We start from the raw sequence: 18,497 nt of genomic DNA, 5'->3' as shown, positions 1-18,497 counted from the left end.
CTAGGTTTCGAGTGCGCTTCGTGCGGCAAGCAGGCTTTCCGCGCCATTGACCACCCGGTCCATCAGCGCCGTGGTTTCGCCAAGCAGGTTCTCGGCAAAGAAGCGGGCCAGCGCCACACGGCCCGCATCGGCGGACGAAAGGGCTCCCCTGGCGAGGCAGGCGCCGCCGGCGGCGAGCCCGAACAGGCGCAGGAACGGCGTCGCGCCGGCCAGCGCCTGCGCTACCTGCCGCTCCGCCAGCCGCTGCTGCAGCCAGGTCGCCGCGGCCTCGAAATCGTCGAGAGCGCGCGCCAGCCGCTGGCCCGTATCGCCGAAACCTTCGCCGCCGGAGGCCTGCACCGCCTCGGCGATGCCGCGCAGTTCGGCGATGTAGCCGCGAATATGCCCGCCATTGCCGAGCGGCAGCTTCCGCTGCACGAGATCGATGGCCTGGATGCCGTTCGTGCCTTCATAGATCGGCGCGATGCGCGAATCGCGCAGGAACTGGGCGGCGCCGGTCTCCTCGATGAAGCCCATGCCGCCATGGACCTGAATGCCGAGCGAGGCGACATCGACGCCTGTATCGGTGGAGAACGCCTTGGCGACGGGCGTCAGGAGATTGGCGCGATCGGCCCAATGGCCCGCATCATGGTGGGCATCATCATCGGCCTTCCCGGTCTTCGCCATGTCCAGCGCATGGGCGCAGCTATAGGCAATGCCGCGGGCCGCGCCGGTCAGCGCCTTCATGGTGAGCAGCGTCCGCTGCACGTCCGGATGTTCGATGATCGGACTCGGCCCCTCGCCCGTCCAGCCCGGCGCCCGCATCTGCCGGCGCTCCTGCGCATAGGCCAGCGCCTGCTGATAGGCCGCCTCGGCCACCGCGACGCCCTGGATGCCGACCGCAAGCCGCGCATTGTTCATCATGGTGAACATGCAGGCGAGGCCGCGATTCTCCTCGCCGATGAGCCAGCCGATGGCGCCGGGCTCGCCGGCAAAGCCATCGCCATAGATCATGGTGCAGGTGGGCGAGCCGTGAATGCCGAGCTTGTGCTCGATGCCACCGCAGAAGACGTCGTTGCGGGCGCCGAGCGAACCATCATCATCGACGAGGAACTTCGGCACGAGAAACAGGGAAATGCCCTTGTTTCCCTCCGGCGCATCGGGAAGCCGCGCCAGCACCAGATGGATGATATTGTCGGTAAGGTCATGCTCGCCATAGGTAATGAATATCTTGCTGCCGAACAGGCGATAGGTGCCGTCATCGCTTCGTTCCGCGCGGCAGCGCAGCGCACCGACATCCGATCCGGCCTGCGGCTCGGTCAGGTTCATCGTCCCCATCCACTCGCCGGAAACGAGCTTCGGCAGATATTTCCGTTGCAGTTCCTCGGTGGCGTGGGCTTCGAGCGCCTCGATCGCGCCGAGCGTCAGCGTCGGCCCTATGCCGAAGGCCATGGATCCGGAATTCCACATTTCGAAGGTCGCGATGGCCAGCATCATCGGCAGGCCCTGCCCGCCATGGCGCTCGTCGCCGGTCAGCGCATTCCAGCCGCCTTCGGTCCACTCGCGGTAGACGTCCTTCCAGCCGGGCGGCATGGTGATCTTGCCATCGGCCAACGGCGTACCATGCTCGTCGCCGACGCGCAGCAGCGGTGCGACGCGCTGCGAGGCGAAACGCCCGGCCTCTTCCAGGATCGCATCGACGAGATCGCTGGAAAGCTCGCCGAACCGGCCCTGTTCAATGGCTGCTTCGAGCCCTGCGACCTGTTTCAGGCAATGGGCGATTTCCTCCACCGGCGCGCGGTACATGTCAAAGTCTCCTCATCCGTCATGCTGGCGCACTTTGAAACGGCGGAACGCGCAAAGGCAAGTGCATTTTTACGTAAACGTAAGCTTTTTCGATGGAGCCGGCATTTTGCCGTAACCGGCCGCACCCATCCGGCCGGATGGATCGGCGGCGAGGCCGGCACGCACTGACGCGCCCTTGGCTGCGTTCAGCCGAAAAACTGCGCGTCCTGGTCCCGGCGCAGCGCCAAGAGCAGCGAACCGCCCAGCTCCACATCGTCGAGACGGACCGGATCGCCGGCTTTCACGTCGCGAATGAGACGCCGGTTGGCGACCAGGTAGAATGGCGCGGCCTCGCCATCGGCGACAGGCGCCGCCGGCACCAGCGCGGAGGAGAGATTGGCGATCGCATGGTGGTGACCGGTGGCCGACAGGACCGTGCCGGCAGCGATGTCGGCATCGGCAACGGCGATGAGGTCGAGGCGCGGCCGTGGCTCTGCGGCGCCGCTCGAACGGCCCTTCAGGCCGGCTTCGAGAACGCTTGTCGCGGCCTCGAGCCCCAGCAGATGGCGCGGCAGGTAGATCATCGCCGCCGTGCCGTTGCGGCTGATGACATGGCCTTTGCCGGCGAGAAGCTCCCAGCTCGTGGCATCGTCGCAGCGGATGACCACGAAGACGCCGCCGGCAAAGCTGACCTCGCCCGGCAGGCGCAGGCAATGGAACACGTCGAGACGGCGATCGCCGCGAAGCAGGCCGCCCTCGGCGCGCGTCGAGAACAGCGATGGCACTTCGCCGATCCGCGCGATCGGGCAATGAAGATCCGGCCGGTCGGGAACGAGATCGACGGAATGGGACGTCACCGCGAGTTCGCACAGATCGGGAACCGCGCGCTGCGGCAGCCGGGACGCGGCGATGGAACGGGCCGCCACCAGCTCGGCGGCATCGCGGTCGCCAAGATCGAGGCAATCGCCGAGAGCCGCCGCCTCGATCTCCTGGCCGTTGCTGGCAAGGAGCCCGGTCGCCGGGTCGTAGACGAAATCATATTCGCTGGATTTTCCGGCGCAGATGATTTCGAAGCCGAGGGTTTCCGCCCAGGTGACGAGGCCGATCAGCAGGCTTGGCTGATCGCCGTCTACCGGCGTCACCACCCTCCCCGCCGCTCCGGCCCGCCAGGCGAGACCGGGGCCGACGACGCTGTCGACCTCCTTCGACACCAGCGCCACATGCTTGCCGTTGCGGATGGCGAGATCGACATGCCGCGCGCCGCCTTCGGGATGCCCGGTCGCCTCGACCAGAACGTCGAAGGGAAGATGCACCACATGGGCGAGATCGCCCGCCGCAATTGCCTTTCCGGCGCTCCAGGCGCTGCTCGCCTCTTCCGGGCTGGCGCATTCGGCGATGGCCGCGATGCCGAGGGATCGCAGCGCCGCCGCCGCCGTGGCGCTGTCGAGATCGACGGCGATGCGGCTGTTCATCAGCGGAACGTGACGGCTCTGCGCCAGGAAGCTGCGGCCAAATCCGCCCGTGCCGACGATACATGTTTCGACCGGGCGCGAGGCGCCGGAGAAATACTCATGAAAATTCATGCCGAAGCGATCCTTCTTTGCGATATTTGGCGGGTCAGGCGGAGCGTTGCGCCGGCCGGCGGCGCAGATTGCGCAGGCCGATGGCCTTGGCGATCAGCGGCCAGGCGAGCATGAGCAGGCCGATCGCCATGATCCCGCTGACGAGGGGGTTGGACCAGAAGATCGACAGCGAGCCGTTCGACATCAGCATGGACTGGCGGAACGCGTCCTCCGCCTTGTCGCCGAGCACCATGGCGAGGACCAGCGGCGCAATCGGATAGTCGAGCTTCTTGAACAGATAGCCGAACACGCCGAAGCCGAGCACGAGCCACATGTCGAAGGTGGAGTTGGCGATCTGATAGGCGCCGGAGAAGATGATGGCGACGATCACCGGCCCGACGATGGCGAAGGGAACGCGCAGGATCGAGGCGTAGAGCGGCACGGTTGCCAGCACCAGTATCACCGCCACCACATTGCCGAGATACATGGAGGCGATCAGGCCCCAGACGAAATCCGGCCTGTCGATGAAGAGCATCGGCCCCGGCGTCATGCCCCAGATCATCAATCCGCCCATCATGACGGCAGCGGTGGCGGAGCCCGGAACGCCGAGGGCGAGCATGGGCAACAGCGCCGATGTGCCGGCCGAATGGTCGGCGGTCTCGGGCGAGACGATGCCGCGCGGGTCGCCCTTGCCGAATTGCGACTTGTCCCTGGCGAAGCGGCGGGCAAGGCCGTAGCTCATGAACGACGCAGCCGTCGGCCCGGCCGGCGTGATGCCCATCCAGATGCCGATGACGGTCGAGCGCAGGATGGACCAGGCATAGCGCGGCATTTCCTTCAGCGTCCGCAGCACGTCCATCGGGCGCACGCGGGCCTTTATGCCCTCGAAGCGCAGGCCCTCTTCCGTCGTCAACAGCAGTTCGCCGATGCCGAACAGCCCCATGACCGCGACGAGGAACGACACGCCCTTGATGAGGTCCGGTATGCCGAATGTCAGGCGCAGCCCGCCGGAGATCGTATCCATGCCGACGGTGGCGAAGGCGAAGCCCAGCATCATCATGACCAGCGACTTGGATGGCGCGCTGGAACTCATGCCGATGAAGCTGGCGAAGGCGAGGAAATAGACGCCGAAGAATTCCGGCGACGAGAACTGCAACGCAAAGCGCGCGACCCAGCCGGAAAGCAGCGTGATCATGACGACGCCGGCCAGCGCGCCGATGCCGGCCGACATGAAGGCGAGCGTCAGGGCGCGCGTCGCCTCGCCATTGCGCGCCATCGGGTAGCCGTCGAAGGTGGTGGCGACGGAGGACGGCTCGCCCGGAATGTTGAAGAGGATCGATGTGGTGGAGCCGCCGAAGAGCGCGCCCCAATACATGCAGGACAACAGGATGATCGCCGAAATCGGGTCCATGGTGAAGGTCAGCGGCAACAGCAGCGAGACGCCGTTCGGCGCTCCGAGCCCCGGCAGCACGCCGACGAGGATACCAAGCATGACCCCGATGATCATGATGACGATGTGATGGGCGGTGATGACGGTGGCGAAGCCGTCCATCAGATAGCCGATATTGCCCATTGTCGTTTTCCTCCCGAATTCCGATGCTATGGCAGGCAGCCTGGCCCTGCGGCCGTCAGTAAAGCCCGATGGCGTTTTCCAGCGGTCCCTTGAGCAGCGGAACCTGGAACCCGATCTCGAAGACCAGATAGAACAGCACGATCACGACAAGGCCGGTGAGCAGCGATATCCACCAGCGATAACCGCCCTGCCAGGTCATGAAGCCGAATATGTAGAGCGCGGTGCCGACATAGAGCCCGAGGAGAAGCGAGACGACGATGAAGCCGATGATCGGCAGGAAGAAGCCGAGCACCGGCTTCGCCTTTTCCATGTCGAGGAATATCTCGCCCTCGTGCCGGTAGAAGAACATGGTCCGCAGCAGCGTCACGAGGCTGCCGAACACGATGAGGACGCCGATATAGAACGGGAAATACCCGGCCTCCGGCCCTGTTTCGCTCCAGCCGATGCCGCTTTTCCACGATCCGTAGCAAACGGCGAGACCGGCGCCGGCTGTAATCAGCGCGGTAACGATTTCCATGGTCCTGCGGGACAATGAGGATTTTTCGGACGCGGCCATGCTTTTCTCCCATGCGTGCCTTGTCGGGCGCCGCGCATGGCGGCACCCGATGGAGGTAGGTGGCTACTTGACCAGCCAGCCTTCGCGCTCAAGCACCTTGACCACGTTTTCGCGGTCCTTGGCCTGGTAGGACTTGAAGTCGTCCCCGGCCATGAATTGCGCCGTCTGCGAGGTCTTGGCGATATATTCCGCCCATTCCGGCGTTTCCGAAACCTTTTTCAGCACGTCCTGGTAGAAGGCGACTGCCTCCGCATCGACGCCGCCCGGCAGCCAGACGGTGCGCGGCATGCGGTAGCTGTCGATGCCGAGACCGGCTTCGGCGCAGGTGGGGATATCGTGCCAGCCCTTGCCGTCATGCACCGCGTCGCTCTTCGGAAAACGGTCGGGGCGGAACACGCAGAGCGGCTTCACCATTCCCGCCTGCCACTGGCCGCGATTCTCGTTGGGATTGTTCACATTGGCGTCGATATGCCCGCCCGCGAGCTGCACGCCGGCCTCGCCGCCGCTCTTGAACGGAATGTAGCGGAATTCCGCCCCCGTGGTCTCGCCAATGGATGATACGAGGATCTGGTCGGTGTCCTTCGACTGGCTGCCGCCGAACTGCACCGCCTGCGGCTTGGCCTTGGCCGCATCCAGGAAGGCCTTCACATCGGCATATTCGGACTGGCCGTTGACCCAGATCAGGAATTCGTCGAGCGCCATGGCCGCGACCGGCGTCAGGTCCTCCGGCGCATAGGGCACCTCGGCGACGCTCGGCAGGAGATATTCATTATTGGTGCCGAAGGTCAGCTTGTAGGGATCGGCCTTGTAGCCGGCGGCATAGACGAAGCCTTCCGCACCGCTGCCGCCGCCCTTGTTGGTGACGACGATCGGCGCCTTCATCAGCTTGTGCTTGCCGATGATCGCCTGCACGGTCCGTGCGAAATTGTCGGTGCCGCCGCCCGGCCCCGAGGTGACGACGAACTCCACCGGCCGCGTCGGCTCGAATGCGAGTGCCGGCACTGCCGACACGGCAAGGGCAAGCGCGAGGGTAATCTGTTTCAGCATTTTCGGTTCCTCCCGGTTATCGGTCCCCTGCCGCAAGCTCCTACCCGGCAGCGGGTCCCGTCTTCATCAAGCAGTCTTGCGGTCTGCCTCCCTCTGCCGCGCCTGGCGGACAGCCATGCGCGCTGCGAGCAGGATGGCCTCGCGCGTCGCGCCGATATCGGCGACGCCCTGGCGGGCAATGTCATAGGCCGTGCCATGCGCCGGCGTGCAGAGCGGGAACGGCAGCCCGCCCATCATCGTGACGCCCTTGTCGAAGCCCATCATCTTCATCGCGATCTGGCCCTGGTCATGATACATGGTCAGCACCGCGTGGAATCCCTCCTTCAGCGCCCGCAGGAACACCGTATCGGCGGGAAACGGTCCATCGACGGCATAGCCCTGGGCCCTGGCACGCGCGACGGCGGGTTCGATCACGTCGATCTCCTCGCGACCGAAACTGCCGCCATCGCCCGCATGGGGATTGAGCCCGGCGACCGCGATCCGCGGCTTGTCGATGCCCGCGAGCCGCAGGCAGGCGCTGGTCAGGTCGATCTCGGCCAGTATGGCCTCCTCGCTGATATGCGAGGACACGGCGGAAAGCGGGATGTGAGACGTTACGCGGGCATTCCAGATGCGCTCGAGCACGTTGAATTCGCGCATCTTGCCCTTGAAGGAAAGCACGTCGGAGACGAAGCGGATTTCGTCGTCATAGCCCGGATAGGCATAGCGCATGGCCTTCTTGTTGAAGGGCGTGAAGCATACGCCGTCGACGCGGCCGGCATCGGCAAGCTCCAGCGCCAGACGGAAATTGCGCGTGGCGAAGGTACCGCCCGCAAGCGTCGCCTCGCCGACGACGACATCGGCCGGATCGAGATGGCCGAGATCGACGAATACGGGCCTCTCGGCGGGTTCGGTGGAGAAACTGTCTTCGCCCCGGTAATCGATATCGAGTTCGACGCCGGCGATCTTCGCCCCGTCTTCCAATATGCGCCTGTCGCCGACGACGACGAAATGCGCAATCTCGCGAATGTCGGCAAGGGAAAGAAGACGCGCAGCCAGTTCCGAGCTGATGCCTGCGGGGTCACCCATGGCAAGGGCCAATACGGGACGCTGGTCCCCGCCGCCAACAGGCCTGTTGTTCTGCGCCATCCAAAAACCTCCCTCTTCGTCCGGTTCCCCAACGACTACGATCATATTCCCCGCTTTGCAAGTATTTTGTATACAGTATTAAAAATAGCGTATTAAGCCCAGTATCATTTTGCCGCGACAAATGCGAGAATGCGCCAGATTCGGCGCTCGTATGGGCAGCACAGGCCGCCGGCACGGGCAGCACAGGCCGCCCCCATGGGCAGCACAGGGATGGAGGATTGAATGGCATCGGAAGTCGTTGAGCCGGCGGGGCGCCGCGCGGTCGCCACCATTTCGCGCCAGTCCCTGCATGGAGAAATCGTCACCCGGCTGCGCGACATGATCATCGAGGGCGATCTGCAGCCCGGCGAGCGCATCTATGAGAACCAGCTCGGCGAGGAGCTCGGCGTATCGCGGACGCCGCTGCGGGAAGCGTTGAAGTTTCTCGCCAGCGAGGGCCTTGTCGAGCTCGTGCCCAGCCGTGGCGCGGTGGTGAAGCGCTTCTCGCCGAAAGACATCGAGGACATGCTCATCGTCATCAGGTCGATGGAGATGCTTGCCGGGCGCATCGCCTGCGCCATCGCCAGCGACGAGGGCATCGCCGGATTGCGGCTGCTGCATGATGCGATGGTCCGGCATTACGAGGCCGGCGAGCGGCTCGAATATTACAAGTTGAACCAGCAGATCCACACCGGCATCGTCGCCCTTGCCGACAATGCGCCGCTGGCGGAAGTGCATGGATTGCTGCAATCGCGGGTGAAGCGCATCCGCTTCATCGGGCATGAGGGGCCGGAGCGCTGGGCCAATGCGGTTGCCGAGCATGAGCGCATCATGGCCGCGCTCGAACGGCGCGACGCCGAGACGCTCGCCCGTGAACTCGACGTTCATCTCGCCAATGGCTGGGAGCGGGTGAAGTCGGTGCTCTGACGGCAATCACTCGTGATCGTGGTGATCGTGCGCGACCGGCAGGTCGAGGCCGAATGTGCGCTCCAGATCGGCCACCTGCCCCGGTGAAAGATAGCGCGGATTGAGATTGCGCAGGAGCAGATAGAGCTTCGCCGTCTCCTCCAGTTCCTCGGTGGCGAAGACCGCCGCTTCCAGACTGTCGCCGGCGACGACCGGCCCATGATTGGCCAGCAACACCGACGAATAGCGCCCGGCAAGGCCGCGAATGGCATCGGCCACGGCCGGATCGCCCGGACGATAATAGGGGATCAATGCCGTCTGCCCGGCCCGCATCAGATAATAGGGCGTCATCGGCGGCAGCGCCGCGCGCGGGTCGATCTCCGGCAGCATGGTCAGCGCCACCGCATGCGTCGAATGGAGATGGACGATGGCGCGGGCGCTGGTGCGGCTGTCATAGAGCGCCGTATGAAGCGGGATTTCCTTGGTCGGCTTGTCGCCGGAAACGAGGTTCCCTGAACCATCGAGCCGCGAAATGCGCGCCGGATCGAGAAATCCCAGCGAGGCATTCGTCGGCGTGACCAGCCAGCCGCCATCGTCGAGCCGCAGCGAAATATTGCCGGAGGAGCCCGGCGTCAGGCCCCGCTCGAACAGCGACCTTCCATAGCGGCAGATTTCTTCGCGCAGGCGGGTATCGGACATGATGTCCCTCCGATGTCAGGCGGTGGCGCCAGTGATGAGTTCAAAGCCGAGATCGACGATCTGCGGCGGTGCCTTGTCGACGATCAGTTTTGCCGCCACCTCACCCGTGGCGGCGCGCGGCGTCCTGATGGTGGACAATGGCTGCGGCATGGCCTTGCCGATATCGAGGCCGTTATAGCCGAATATCGCCAACTGGCCCGGGATGGCGATCCCTTGGGCCAGACAGTGGAAATATCCGCCGAGCGCCATGTCGTCATTGGAGAAATAGACCGCATCGAGATCCGGATGCCGCGCCAGCAGGCGCGACAGCGCCCCGCGCCCCTCCTCCACCGAGGACCGGCCCGGATGGATCTCCTCGCCGGCCAGCCCGGCGCCGTTGTCGACGAGCGCGTCGCGAAAACTCGCATGGCGCTTGGCGGCGCGCGTATCGCGCTTGAGATCATGCCCGACATAGCCGATCCGGCGGTATCCGCGCTCCAGCAGGAAGCCGGCGCTGGCCCGCCCCGCCGCATGATTGGAGAAGCCGACCGCCAGATCGAGCGCCGTGCCATCGATGTCGAGCAGTTCCACGATACGGCAGGAAGCCGCCTGAAGCGTGCGCACAGTGCGCTCCGTATGCTCATAACCCGCCAGCATGATCGCCGCCGGCCGCCATGCGAGCATGGAGGCGACCAGCATTTCCTCGCGCTCGGCATCGTAATCCGTCACCGCGAAAACCGCCTGGTGCTGCGCCTGTTCCAGCGTGCCGATGGCGCCGCCCAGAAGATCGGCGAAGACGATGTTCGAAAGCGACGGAATGACGAAGGCGACGAGCGGCGAACCGGACGAGGCGAGCGTGCCGGCAATGCGGTTCGGCACGTAGCCGAGCCGTTCCACCGCCGACAGGACGCGCTCCCGGGTCTTGGCGGAGAAGGAACCATGGTTCCTCAATACCCGCGACACGGTGCTTTCACCGACGCCGGCCGCCTCCGCAACCTGCGCCAGCGTCGCCGACTGCTGCCTTGTGCCCATGGGCCGATTTCTCCCCTTGCAGCCTCTTCCTCCATGCCACGGATAATAGGGAAATTTTGGCAGCGCTACCATTTTATTATTGGCAGCGCTGCCAATTCGTGGTTTACCATCGGACTGCCCTCTTGAGCGAGGCGATCCATGTCGATTGGGCGGAGGAGACCGATATTTTGGCCAATGAGAACAATCGCGGCGGCGTCACCATCGCCGTCATCGGACTGGGTTCGATGGGGCTCGGAATGGCGCATTCCGCTGCCCGGGCCGGCCATGACGTGGCCGGGTTCGATATCGCGCCGGCAGCACTTGCAAAGCTCGCCGCCTTCGGCGCGCGCAGCGCCGCCTCGGCCGTCGATGCGGTTCGAAACGCCGATATCGTCGTTTGCGTCGTGGTGAATGCGCAGCAGACGGAGGCGCTGCTGTTCGGCGACGACGGCATGGCCACGGCCATGAAGCCCGGCGCGGTGTTCGTGTCCTCCGCCACCATGGACCCGGCGGCGGCGCGCGATCTTGCGCAGCGCGTCGAAGCCGCCGGCCTGCACTATCTCGATGCGCCGGTTTCCGGCGGTGCCGTCAAGGCCCTCGGCGGCGAACTGACGATCATGGCATCCGGCACGCCGGAGGCGTTTCTCAAGGCGCGGCCGGCGCTCGATGCCATGGCGGCAAAGGTCTATGAACTTGGCGACGCAGCAGGCACGGGCGCGGCATTCAAGATGATCAATCAATTGCTCGCCGGCGTTCACATCGCCGCCGCTTGCGAGGCCATTACCTTTGCCGCCCGGCAGGGGCTGGATCTCGACAAGGTCCATGAGGTCATCACCGCCTCCGCCGGCAATTCGTGGATGTTCGAAAACCGGGTTCCGCATATCCTCGACGGCGACTACACGCCGCTGAGCAGCATCGACATTTTCGTCAAGGATCTCGGCATCGTCCAGGACATGGCGCGCAATGCCCGCTATCCCGTCCCGCTCGCCGCCGCCGCGCTGCAGATGTATCTGGCGGCTTCCGGCAGCGGCATGGGCCGCGACGACGATTCCTCGCTCGCCCGGCTTTATGCCGGTCTTTCCGGCACTGAGCTGCCCATGGCACCGGAGAAATAGACATGCCGAAATTCGCCGCCAACCTCACCATGATGTTCACCGAATGGCCGTTTCTCGACCGTTTCGACGCCGCCGCGGATGCGGGCTTCGGCGCGGTCGAATATCTGTTCCCCTATGAGGTGGAGCCGGGTGAAATCGCCCTGCGCCTCGAACGCAACAGGCTGGAACAGGCGCTGTTCAACCTGCCGCCCGGCGACTGGGCCGGCGGCGAACGCGGCATGGCGGCGCTGCCGGAACGGTTCGACGATGTCGCGGCCAGCGTCGGGCGCGCGCTCGACTATGCTGCCGCGACCGGCGTCCGGCGCCTGCACCTGATGGCCGGAATCGCCGACCGCTCCAGCCCCGCAGCAAGCGCCGCCTATCGCCGTTCGGTCGTCCATGTGGCTGAACGGCTGGCGTCTGCCGACATCGACCTCCTGCTCGAGCCGATAAATGGCCGCAACATGCCCGGCTATTTTCTCGACGATTTCGCCTTCGCGGCGGCGCTGATCGAGGAATTGCGCCTGCCCAACCTCAAGCTCCAGTTCGACATCTATCATCGCCAGATCATGGATGGCGATGTGGTGATGGCGCTGCGCCGGCTCCTGCCGATCATCGGGCATGTCCAGATCGCCAGCGTCCCCTCGCGCCACGAGCCGGACGACGAGGAGATCAACTACCCCTATCTGTTCGCGGAGCTCGACCGGCTCGGCTATGCCGGCTTCGTCGGCTGCGAATACAATCCGAGGAACCACACGCTGGACGGCCTCCGCTGGTTCCAGTCCTTCAAGCGGAGCTAGCTGACATGGCAATCCTTCTCGGGTCCATAGCGGACGATTATACCGGCGCATCCGACCTCGCCAATACCTTGTCGAAGAACGGCCTGCGCACCATCCAGACGGTGGGGATACCCGATCCCGGCCTTGCCATGCCCGATGTCGATGCGGTGGTGATCGCCATGAAGATCAGGTCGGTGCCCGCCGGCGAGGCCGTGGCCGCAGCCCGGACGGCCGGGAACTGGCTGCGCGGCCAGGGCGCGGCGCACATCCTCTACAAGATCTGCTCGACCTTCGATTCGACCGATGCCGGCAATATCGGGCCGGTGACCGAAGCGCTGCTCGCCGGGCAGCAGGCGCCGGTCCTGGTGACGCCGGCCTTTCCCGAAACCGGGCGCACGGTCTATTTCGGCCATCTCTTCGTCAATGGCCAGCCGCTCGACGAAAGCCCGCTGAAGGACCATCCGCTGAACCCGATGCATGATTCCGATCTCGTGAGGGTGCTCGGACGGCAGACGCGGCAAGCGGTAGGGCTTGTGGATCTGGCGACGATCCGCGCCGGTGCGGACGCGGTCAGGCAGCGCATGGCGCTGCTCGCCGGCGAAGGCCGGACCATGGCGATAGCCGATGCCATCGCCGAGGACGATCTCGAAGTGCTCGGCGAAGTCGCCGCCGATCATGGACTGTCGACGGGCGCCTCCGGCCTCGGTCTCGGCCTGGCGCGGGCCCTGAGGCGCAGGCACGGAACCGGGGATGGCAGGACCGGGGAAACCAATACCGGGAATACGGGCATCGGCGCGCCCGTCGGCGGGCATGCCGCCATCATCGCCGGCAGTTGCTCGCGGATGACGCTGCAGCAACTGGCTGCGGCCGAGAAGGCCATGCCCGTGCTGCGGCTCGATCCGGAGAAGCTGCTGGCCGGCACGGCGGAGATCGAACGGGCGCTTGCCTGGGCCGGCGAGCGCCTTGCGAAGGGCCCCGTCGCCATCGCCGCCAGCGCAACGCCGGAGGAAGTGGCCAGCCTGCAGGCAAGGCATGGGCGCGACGCCTCCGGCCATGCGATCGAGCAGGCGACGTCCACCATAGCGGCCGAACTCGTCGCCCGCGGCGTGCGGCGGCTGGTGGTGGCGGGCGGGGAAACTTCCGGCGCGGCGGTCGATCGGCTGGCTATCCCGGCCTTCCTGATCGGGCCCGAGATTGCGCCGGGCGTTCCGGTCCTGCGCACGGTCGGCGGCGGCCACGACATGCTGCTCGCGCTCAAATCCGGCAATTTCGGCGGCGAAGATTTCTTCGCTCAGGCGCTGGACGCCATGCGCTAAACAGGGGCGCTAAACGGGGCGCTAGCTGGAAGACCAGGCGTAGTTAACGCGGTGTTAACCCTGCTGGGCCAGCATTCACATTCTGGTCACTGAACCCCTTGAGGCGCGAGGGCGAAAATTTGGCATACCGCTATTCCGGCCTGTCCCTGCTTGTAGCAGTGCTTGCCCTCTTCGGCCCCGCCGAAGCATCGCGGGCGGAGTCGGAGTTCAGGACGCCGTGGACCGACAAGAACCGCGCCATCGTGCTCGACGGCTACGAGCAGAACACGTTCAACCTCGTCGAGATCGCCAAGGACCCGCGCATCGCCGCCTTCATCCACAAGGGCTCGGATGGCGTGCCGGTCAATTATCATTGCAAGCGCATCGAAGATGCCATGCAGCAGGAATTGTGCCGGCGGATCTGGCGCAACTACGCAGTGTCGCGCGAGCTCTATCACACGCGCAAGATGCTGGCGAAGGCGATGGGACTGAAATGGGGCGCCTATCATCTTGGCCGCCCGGGCGATCCGATCGAGCAGGCCAATCATTTCATCGACTATGCCGAGCCGGCGGATGACGAGCTGATCGCCATCGACATCGAGGACAATGACCCGACGCGCTTCATGTCGCTGCGCGATGCGGAGATCTTCGCCGAACATATCAAGCTGCGGACCGGGCGCTATCCGGTTCTCTATACGAACGGCACCACCGCCAGGCATATCGCCGAGAACAGGCTGGAATTTCCGGTGCTTTCGCGGCTCCAGCTCTGGTATGCCCGCTACGAGGCGGATATCGCGCCGCATTTCCCCAAGGGCAACTGGCAGGACTACGCCCTGTGGCAGTTCGCGTCGCAAAGCAATTGCACCGAGGCGCGCTGCCCCTATCGCCCTGCCGGCACCAATCGCGATATCGACGTCAACATAGCCGATATGAGCGTTGCCGAACTCAAGGCGGCCTGGCCCCTCGGCGAACTCGTGCCGGCCCTGCCGCCGGATGGCGTGCCCCTGCCCGGCTCGCGGCCCTATGATCGCGACGACATCCTGATGGCGGCCGCCGCGCCGCCGCTCGTCGATTACCGCGCCCTGCTTGGCGCGGTGCGCACCCTGCCGCAGGCCGCGTCGCGGCTCATGGCGGACGCCGGTCGCCTGTGGCAAGGACCCGACGCGGTAGACACCGTTACCACCGCCGCCATTCCGCCAAAGGCCGCGCCGACGCTCGCCGACATAAGGGCCGCGCTCGCCGAGCCCGCGCGCGCCCGGTTCGCCGCCTCGGGGGGCGCCCGGCAATGTGTGGCAATGACGGACATCGCCGCCAATTAGGGGATTTCGCTCTTGGGTGTTTGGCAGGGGGATAATTCTGCGAGGTTTCAGATCCTGGCTCCCTGCTTTTCTGCAATCAAATCAATCATCCTCATCCTGCGCTTGTTGAAGCGCCCGCTTTATTCATGCAACACACGTCCCTTCTGGTGGGATAAGTCGATACTTATCCCACCTGTTTGAAACCGGGTTATTTTGATTCGGTCCTTTCCAGTGGGGGAGCAGCTTCCGGTGCTGTTTCGACAAGCTGGGAAAGGGTGGCGTTGCCGGATGGTCGGAAGTGACAACCCCGACCATCAAGCAAACTGCAGAAGGAAACGGAGGTGGCGCTTCGTTTTCCGGGTTGTTGCGTCTGACAAGCGTGACAACAGCAGGCAAAGACGTCGCGGGCGGTCTTCGGACCTCGACCCTGATACCATACTGACGCGCTGAAGACCGCCCGTCTCCCCCCATTTCAATGACCAGACGCAATTTTCGCGGGCGTGGTGCGGATTTTCTGTATCCAGCATCTCCATAAGGGATTGCACAAACGTTGCAGCGCCCTTCGACAGGCTCAGGATGAGGGGAAATAGAGTTTTGCAGGGTGGTGGTTCTGAGATGTTGGCAGGTGTCGAGAGCTTGCAGAACTACCTACCTGCCACCAACCCACACCCCTCATGCTGAGCCCGTCGAAGCACGCAATAACATTCCTGCCATCAACCGAGAGGTTGGCTCAGCATGAGGGAGGTGGTTGGTGGCAGCGAGCCTCAGGACCGCTCGCGCTCGATGGCGCGCCAGCCAATATCGCGGCGGTAGAAGCCTTCCGGCCAGTCGATCCGGGCGATGGTTTCATAGGCGGTCTTCTGCGCCTCGCTCACGCTGCGGCCGCTCGCCGTGACGTTCAGGACGCGGCCGCCATTGGCGACGAGTTCGCCATTGCGCAGCGCCGTGCCGGCATGGAAAATCTCGACGTCGCCGCCCGCTGCGGCCGCATCGACGCCGCGGATGACGCTGCCCTTTTCCGGCGCTGCCGGATAGCCGCGCGCCGCCATGACCACCGTCAGCGCCGGCTCGGCGTTCCAGCGCACCGACACCTGGTCGAGCGCGCCATCGGCGGCCGCCTTGAGCAGGAGCAGGATGTCGTCCTTCAGGCGCAGCATGAGCACCTGGGTCTCGGGATCGCCGAAACGGGTATTGTATTCGATCAGCCTGGGTCCGTCGCTGGTGATCATCAGGCCGGCAAAAAGCGTGCCGCTGAAGGGCGAGCCGAGTTCCGCCATGCCGCGCATGGTCGGCTCGATCAGTTCGCGCATGGTGCGCTCGATCATGGCGTCGGTCATCACCGGCGCCGGCGAATAGGCGCCCATGCCGCCGGTATTGACGCCCGTATCGCCCTCGCCCACGCGCTTGTGGTCCTGCGCCGTGCCGAAGGGAATGGCCGTCCTGCCGTCGCAAAGGCAGAAGAAGCTCGCCTCCTCGCCCTCGAGATATTCCTCGACGACGACTTCCGCGCCGGCGCCGCCAAAGGCGCCGTCGAAACAGGCGTCGACCGCATCGAGCGCTTCCTCGAGCCCGAAGGCGACGACGACGCCCTTGCCGGCAGCCAGCCCGTCGGCCTTGACCACGATCGGCACGCCCTTCGCACGAATATAGTCCTTTGCCGGGCCCGCCTCGGAAAAGCGCTGGTAATCGCCGGTCGGAATGCCGAAACGGGCGCAGAGATCCTTGGTGAAGCCCTTCGACCCCTCGAGCCGGGCCGCCGCCTTCGAGGGCCCGAACACCGATATGCCGGCGGCGCGCAGATCATCGGCAAGACCGGCCACCAGCGGCGCCTCCGGTCCTATGACGACGAAATCCACCGCATTTTCCCGGCAGAAGGCGGTGATCGCCGCGTGATCGGCGGGATCGAGCGGCACGCAATCGGCGACGGCGGCCATGCCCGGATTGCCGGGGGCGCAAAAGAGCTGCGTCAGCACCGGCGACGCCGCGATCTTCCATGCCAGGGCATGTTCGCGCCCTCCCGAACCGATAAGCAGGACTTTCATTGGATTTCGCTCCGCGCTGGCCAGATTCAAGGAAATTCGAGGTTTCGGTATGGCTTTGCAGCCCGGGGGTCAAGCGGCCAATCGAAAAATCCGCTTGAAAACCCTCATTGCGCTTGACTGTGCGACGTCTCGCTGCAAGGTCACGCCATGACATCAGAAAAAGACATCATCCAATCGGCGCAGGCGCGCGGCCGGGTGTTCGATGCGCCGTCCGGCCACTGGGTCTACCGGGTGCTGCCGAACCGGCTCTGGCCCTATGCCCAGCTCGCCCGCTGGGACAGGCCGATCGGCTGGTGGCTGCTGCTCTGGCCCTGCTGGTGGGCGACGGCGCTGGCGGCGACCGCTGGCGCGCGGACCGGCGACCCGCTCGTCTCCGTGCTGCCCTCGTTCTGGCATCTGCTGCTTTTCCTCATCGGCGCCGTCGCCATGCGCGGCGCGGGCTGCACCTATAACGACCTTGCGGACGAGGATATCGACAATCAGGTGGCGCGTACCCGTTCGCGGCCGCTGCCCTCCGGCCAGGTGACGCGCAGCCAGGCCAGGCTGTTCCTGGCGCTGCAGGCGCTGGTCGGTCTCGTCGTGCTCGTGCAATTCAACCGCTTCACCATCGTCCTTGCCGTGGCGTCGCTCGCCATCGTCGCGGTCTATCCGTTCATGAAGCGCATCACCAACTGGCCGCAGCTCGTGCTCGGGCTCGCCTTCTCCTGGGGCGCGCTCGTCGGCTGGTCGGCCCATTTCGGCACGCTCGGCTGGCCGCCGGTGCTGCTCTATGCCGGATCGATCCTGTGGGTGATCGGCTATGACACGATCTATGCCCATCAGGACAAGGAGGACGACGCTCTCGTCGGCGTCCGTTCCACGGCGCGGCTCTTCGGCAGCCGCACCCGCGAGGCGCTGATGATCCTCTATGGCGGGGCGCTGGCGCTGTTCCTCGGCGCATTCGCCCTCGCCGAAGTGCCGATGCCGGCCATTGCCGGGCTGCTTGCCGCCGGCGCGCACATGTATCGCCAGATCAGCGTGCTCGACATCGACGATCCCGCCGAATGCCTGCGCCTGTTCAAGTCGAACACGGTCGTCGGCTGGCTGATCTTCCTCGGCCTCGTGGCCGGCGGCCTGTGGACGGTGGTCAAGCCGCTCGTCTGACGGGCGCCCTACCGCGCCCGCTGCGGGATTATCTCTTCGCCGCCGATGACGAGCCGCATGCCGAGATTGCCGACCTGGCGGCGCGCCAGGAAGCGCGGGCGGCGGCGGTTTGCCTCGCTGCCCTTGCGGCGGGGCATGGCTTCGCGCACGGTCACCGGGCCGACCTTGTGTTCGAGCGGCCGCGCCACGCCGTCTTCCTCGACCATCAGCATCGGCAGCGCGAAGATCGACGACCATGCGCGCCAGTCGGCGGCGACATCGTTGAGATCATGCGCCACCAGCAATGGCACCGAAAGCTGCGGGTCCGTGTGCATCAGTTCGAGCGTCACGGTGATGTCGCCGGCATCGTCCTCCACCGCGCGGGCGGCAATGCCGCGAAAGGCGCATGTCGGCAGCGCCATGGAAACCGGCAGGTGGCTCGCCGGCAATAGCCGCTTCAGCACGGCGCCGCGTTCATGCAGGGTGAAGGTGATGTCGCCACTGTCATCGCGGGTGGCGTAGGTTACGGTCTGGGGCAGGTGGAATGGGTCAAGCCGGAGTTCCCGGCCTGCCCAAACCGGCTTGGTTCCGGCTTGTTTCATTTGACGCCTTCTGTCGATCCTGAGAGCCGGTTTTCCCGGGCTTCTCTTTTTTCCCTGTTAG

Annotated in this window: 16 protein-coding genes; 6 read left to right on the top strand and 10 right to left on the bottom strand. The window is 65.2% G+C overall.

Annotated elements, in window-relative coordinates; all coding sequences use genetic code 11:
- The 6 genes from OSJ75_RS20145 to OSJ75_RS20120 form a co-directional block, all read right to left on the bottom strand.
- Entirely contained in the window at positions 1-1,785 is a 1,785-nt protein-coding gene (locus OSJ75_RS20145; RefSeq protein ID WP_267229269.1) for an acyl-CoA dehydrogenase, read from the bottom strand.
- A 185-nt stretch (positions 1,786-1,970) separates the two neighbouring features.
- The gene (locus OSJ75_RS20140; protein WP_267229268.1) at positions 1,971-3,347 is read right to left on the bottom strand and encodes an NAD(P)H-dependent oxidoreductase; all 1,377 of its coding nucleotides are present in this window, start codon (positions 3,345-3,347) and stop codon (positions 1,971-1,973) included.
- 34 nt (positions 3,348-3,381) lie between these two features.
- Positions 3,382-4,899 carry a tripartite tricarboxylate transporter permease gene (locus OSJ75_RS20135; RefSeq protein ID WP_250014864.1) on the bottom strand — a complete coding sequence of 506 codons (1,518 nt, stop codon included), beginning with the start codon at positions 4,897-4,899 and terminating at the stop codon, positions 3,382-3,384.
- A gap of 55 nt (positions 4,900-4,954) precedes the next feature.
- A complete protein-coding gene (locus OSJ75_RS20130; RefSeq protein WP_250014866.1) occupies positions 4,955-5,455 on the bottom strand; it encodes a tripartite tricarboxylate transporter TctB family protein in 501 nt (166 codons plus the stop codon).
- Positions 5,456-5,518: 63 nt separating this feature from the next.
- Entirely contained in the window at positions 5,519-6,502 is a 984-nt protein-coding gene (locus OSJ75_RS20125) for a Bug family tripartite tricarboxylate transporter substrate binding protein (RefSeq protein ID WP_267229267.1), read from the bottom strand.
- A gap of 66 nt (positions 6,503-6,568) precedes the next feature.
- Positions 6,569-7,630, bottom strand: coding sequence for a 4-hydroxythreonine-4-phosphate dehydrogenase PdxA (locus tag OSJ75_RS20120; RefSeq protein ID WP_267229266.1), 1,062 nt, complete (start codon positions 7,628-7,630; stop codon positions 6,569-6,571).
- Between the two features lie 222 nt (positions 7,631-7,852).
- On the opposite strand from OSJ75_RS20120, the gene OSJ75_RS20115 reads away from it, so the two are divergent.
- A complete protein-coding gene (locus tag OSJ75_RS20115) occupies positions 7,853-8,536 on the top strand; it encodes a GntR family transcriptional regulator (RefSeq protein WP_250014873.1) in 684 nt (227 codons plus the stop codon).
- Between the two features lie 6 nt (positions 8,537-8,542).
- Here the strand turns inward: OSJ75_RS20115 and OSJ75_RS20110 are convergent, their stop codons facing one another.
- A complete protein-coding gene (locus OSJ75_RS20110; protein WP_267229264.1) occupies positions 8,543-9,214 on the bottom strand; it encodes an aldolase in 672 nt (223 codons plus the stop codon).
- 15 nt (positions 9,215-9,229) lie between these two features.
- Positions 9,230-10,225, bottom strand: a complete 996-nt coding sequence (locus tag OSJ75_RS20105; RefSeq protein ID WP_267229263.1) for a LacI family DNA-binding transcriptional regulator — start codon at positions 10,223-10,225, stop codon at positions 9,230-9,232.
- A 164-nt stretch (positions 10,226-10,389) separates the two neighbouring features.
- Between OSJ75_RS20105 and ltnD the strand changes: the two genes are divergently transcribed.
- The 4 genes from ltnD (at position 10,390) to OSJ75_RS20085 (ending at position 14,691) form a co-directional block, all read left to right on the top strand.
- Positions 10,390-11,319 (top strand): L-threonate dehydrogenase, encoded by a 930-nt coding sequence (gene ltnD / locus OSJ75_RS20100; RefSeq protein WP_416362595.1) that lies wholly within the window; start codon positions 10,390-10,392, stop codon positions 11,317-11,319.
- A 2-nt stretch (positions 11,320-11,321) separates the two neighbouring features.
- Positions 11,322-12,098 (top strand): 2-oxo-tetronate isomerase, encoded by a 777-nt coding sequence (gene otnI, locus OSJ75_RS20095; RefSeq protein WP_267229262.1) that lies wholly within the window; start codon positions 11,322-11,324, stop codon positions 12,096-12,098.
- 5 nt (positions 12,099-12,103) lie between these two features.
- The gene (gene otnK / locus OSJ75_RS20090; RefSeq protein WP_267229261.1) at positions 12,104-13,393 is read left to right on the top strand and encodes a 3-oxo-tetronate kinase; all 1,290 of its coding nucleotides are present in this window, start codon (positions 12,104-12,106) and stop codon (positions 13,391-13,393) included.
- A 119-nt stretch (positions 13,394-13,512) separates the two neighbouring features.
- Complete coding sequence (locus tag OSJ75_RS20085) at positions 13,513-14,691, top strand: GH25 family lysozyme (RefSeq protein ID WP_267229260.1); 1,179 nt, start codon at positions 13,513-13,515, stop codon at positions 14,689-14,691.
- Between the two features lie 743 nt (positions 14,692-15,434).
- Here the strand turns inward: OSJ75_RS20085 and purD are convergent.
- Complete coding sequence (gene purD / locus OSJ75_RS20080; RefSeq protein ID WP_267229259.1) at positions 15,435-16,712, bottom strand: phosphoribosylamine--glycine ligase; 1,278 nt, start codon at positions 16,710-16,712, stop codon at positions 15,435-15,437.
- A gap of 147 nt (positions 16,713-16,859) precedes the next feature.
- Between purD and ubiA the strand changes: the two genes are divergently transcribed.
- Positions 16,860-17,855 (top strand): 4-hydroxybenzoate octaprenyltransferase, encoded by a 996-nt coding sequence (gene ubiA / locus OSJ75_RS20075; protein WP_267229258.1) that lies wholly within the window; start codon positions 16,860-16,862, stop codon positions 17,853-17,855.
- A gap of 8 nt (positions 17,856-17,863) precedes the next feature.
- On the opposite strand, the gene OSJ75_RS20070 is transcribed toward ubiA, so the two are convergent.
- Positions 17,864-18,436, bottom strand: coding sequence for a DUF6101 family protein (locus OSJ75_RS20070; protein ID WP_250014890.1), 573 nt, complete (start codon positions 18,434-18,436; stop codon positions 17,864-17,866).
- Positions 18,437-18,497 lie beyond the last annotated feature (61 nt).

Origin of the sequence: Phyllobacterium sp. 0TCS1.6A (assembly GCF_026420825.1) — a bacterium.
Taxonomy (GTDB): Bacteria; Pseudomonadota; Alphaproteobacteria; order Rhizobiales; family Rhizobiaceae; genus Phyllobacterium.
This window is presented reverse-complemented; position numbering and strand designations above follow the sequence as displayed.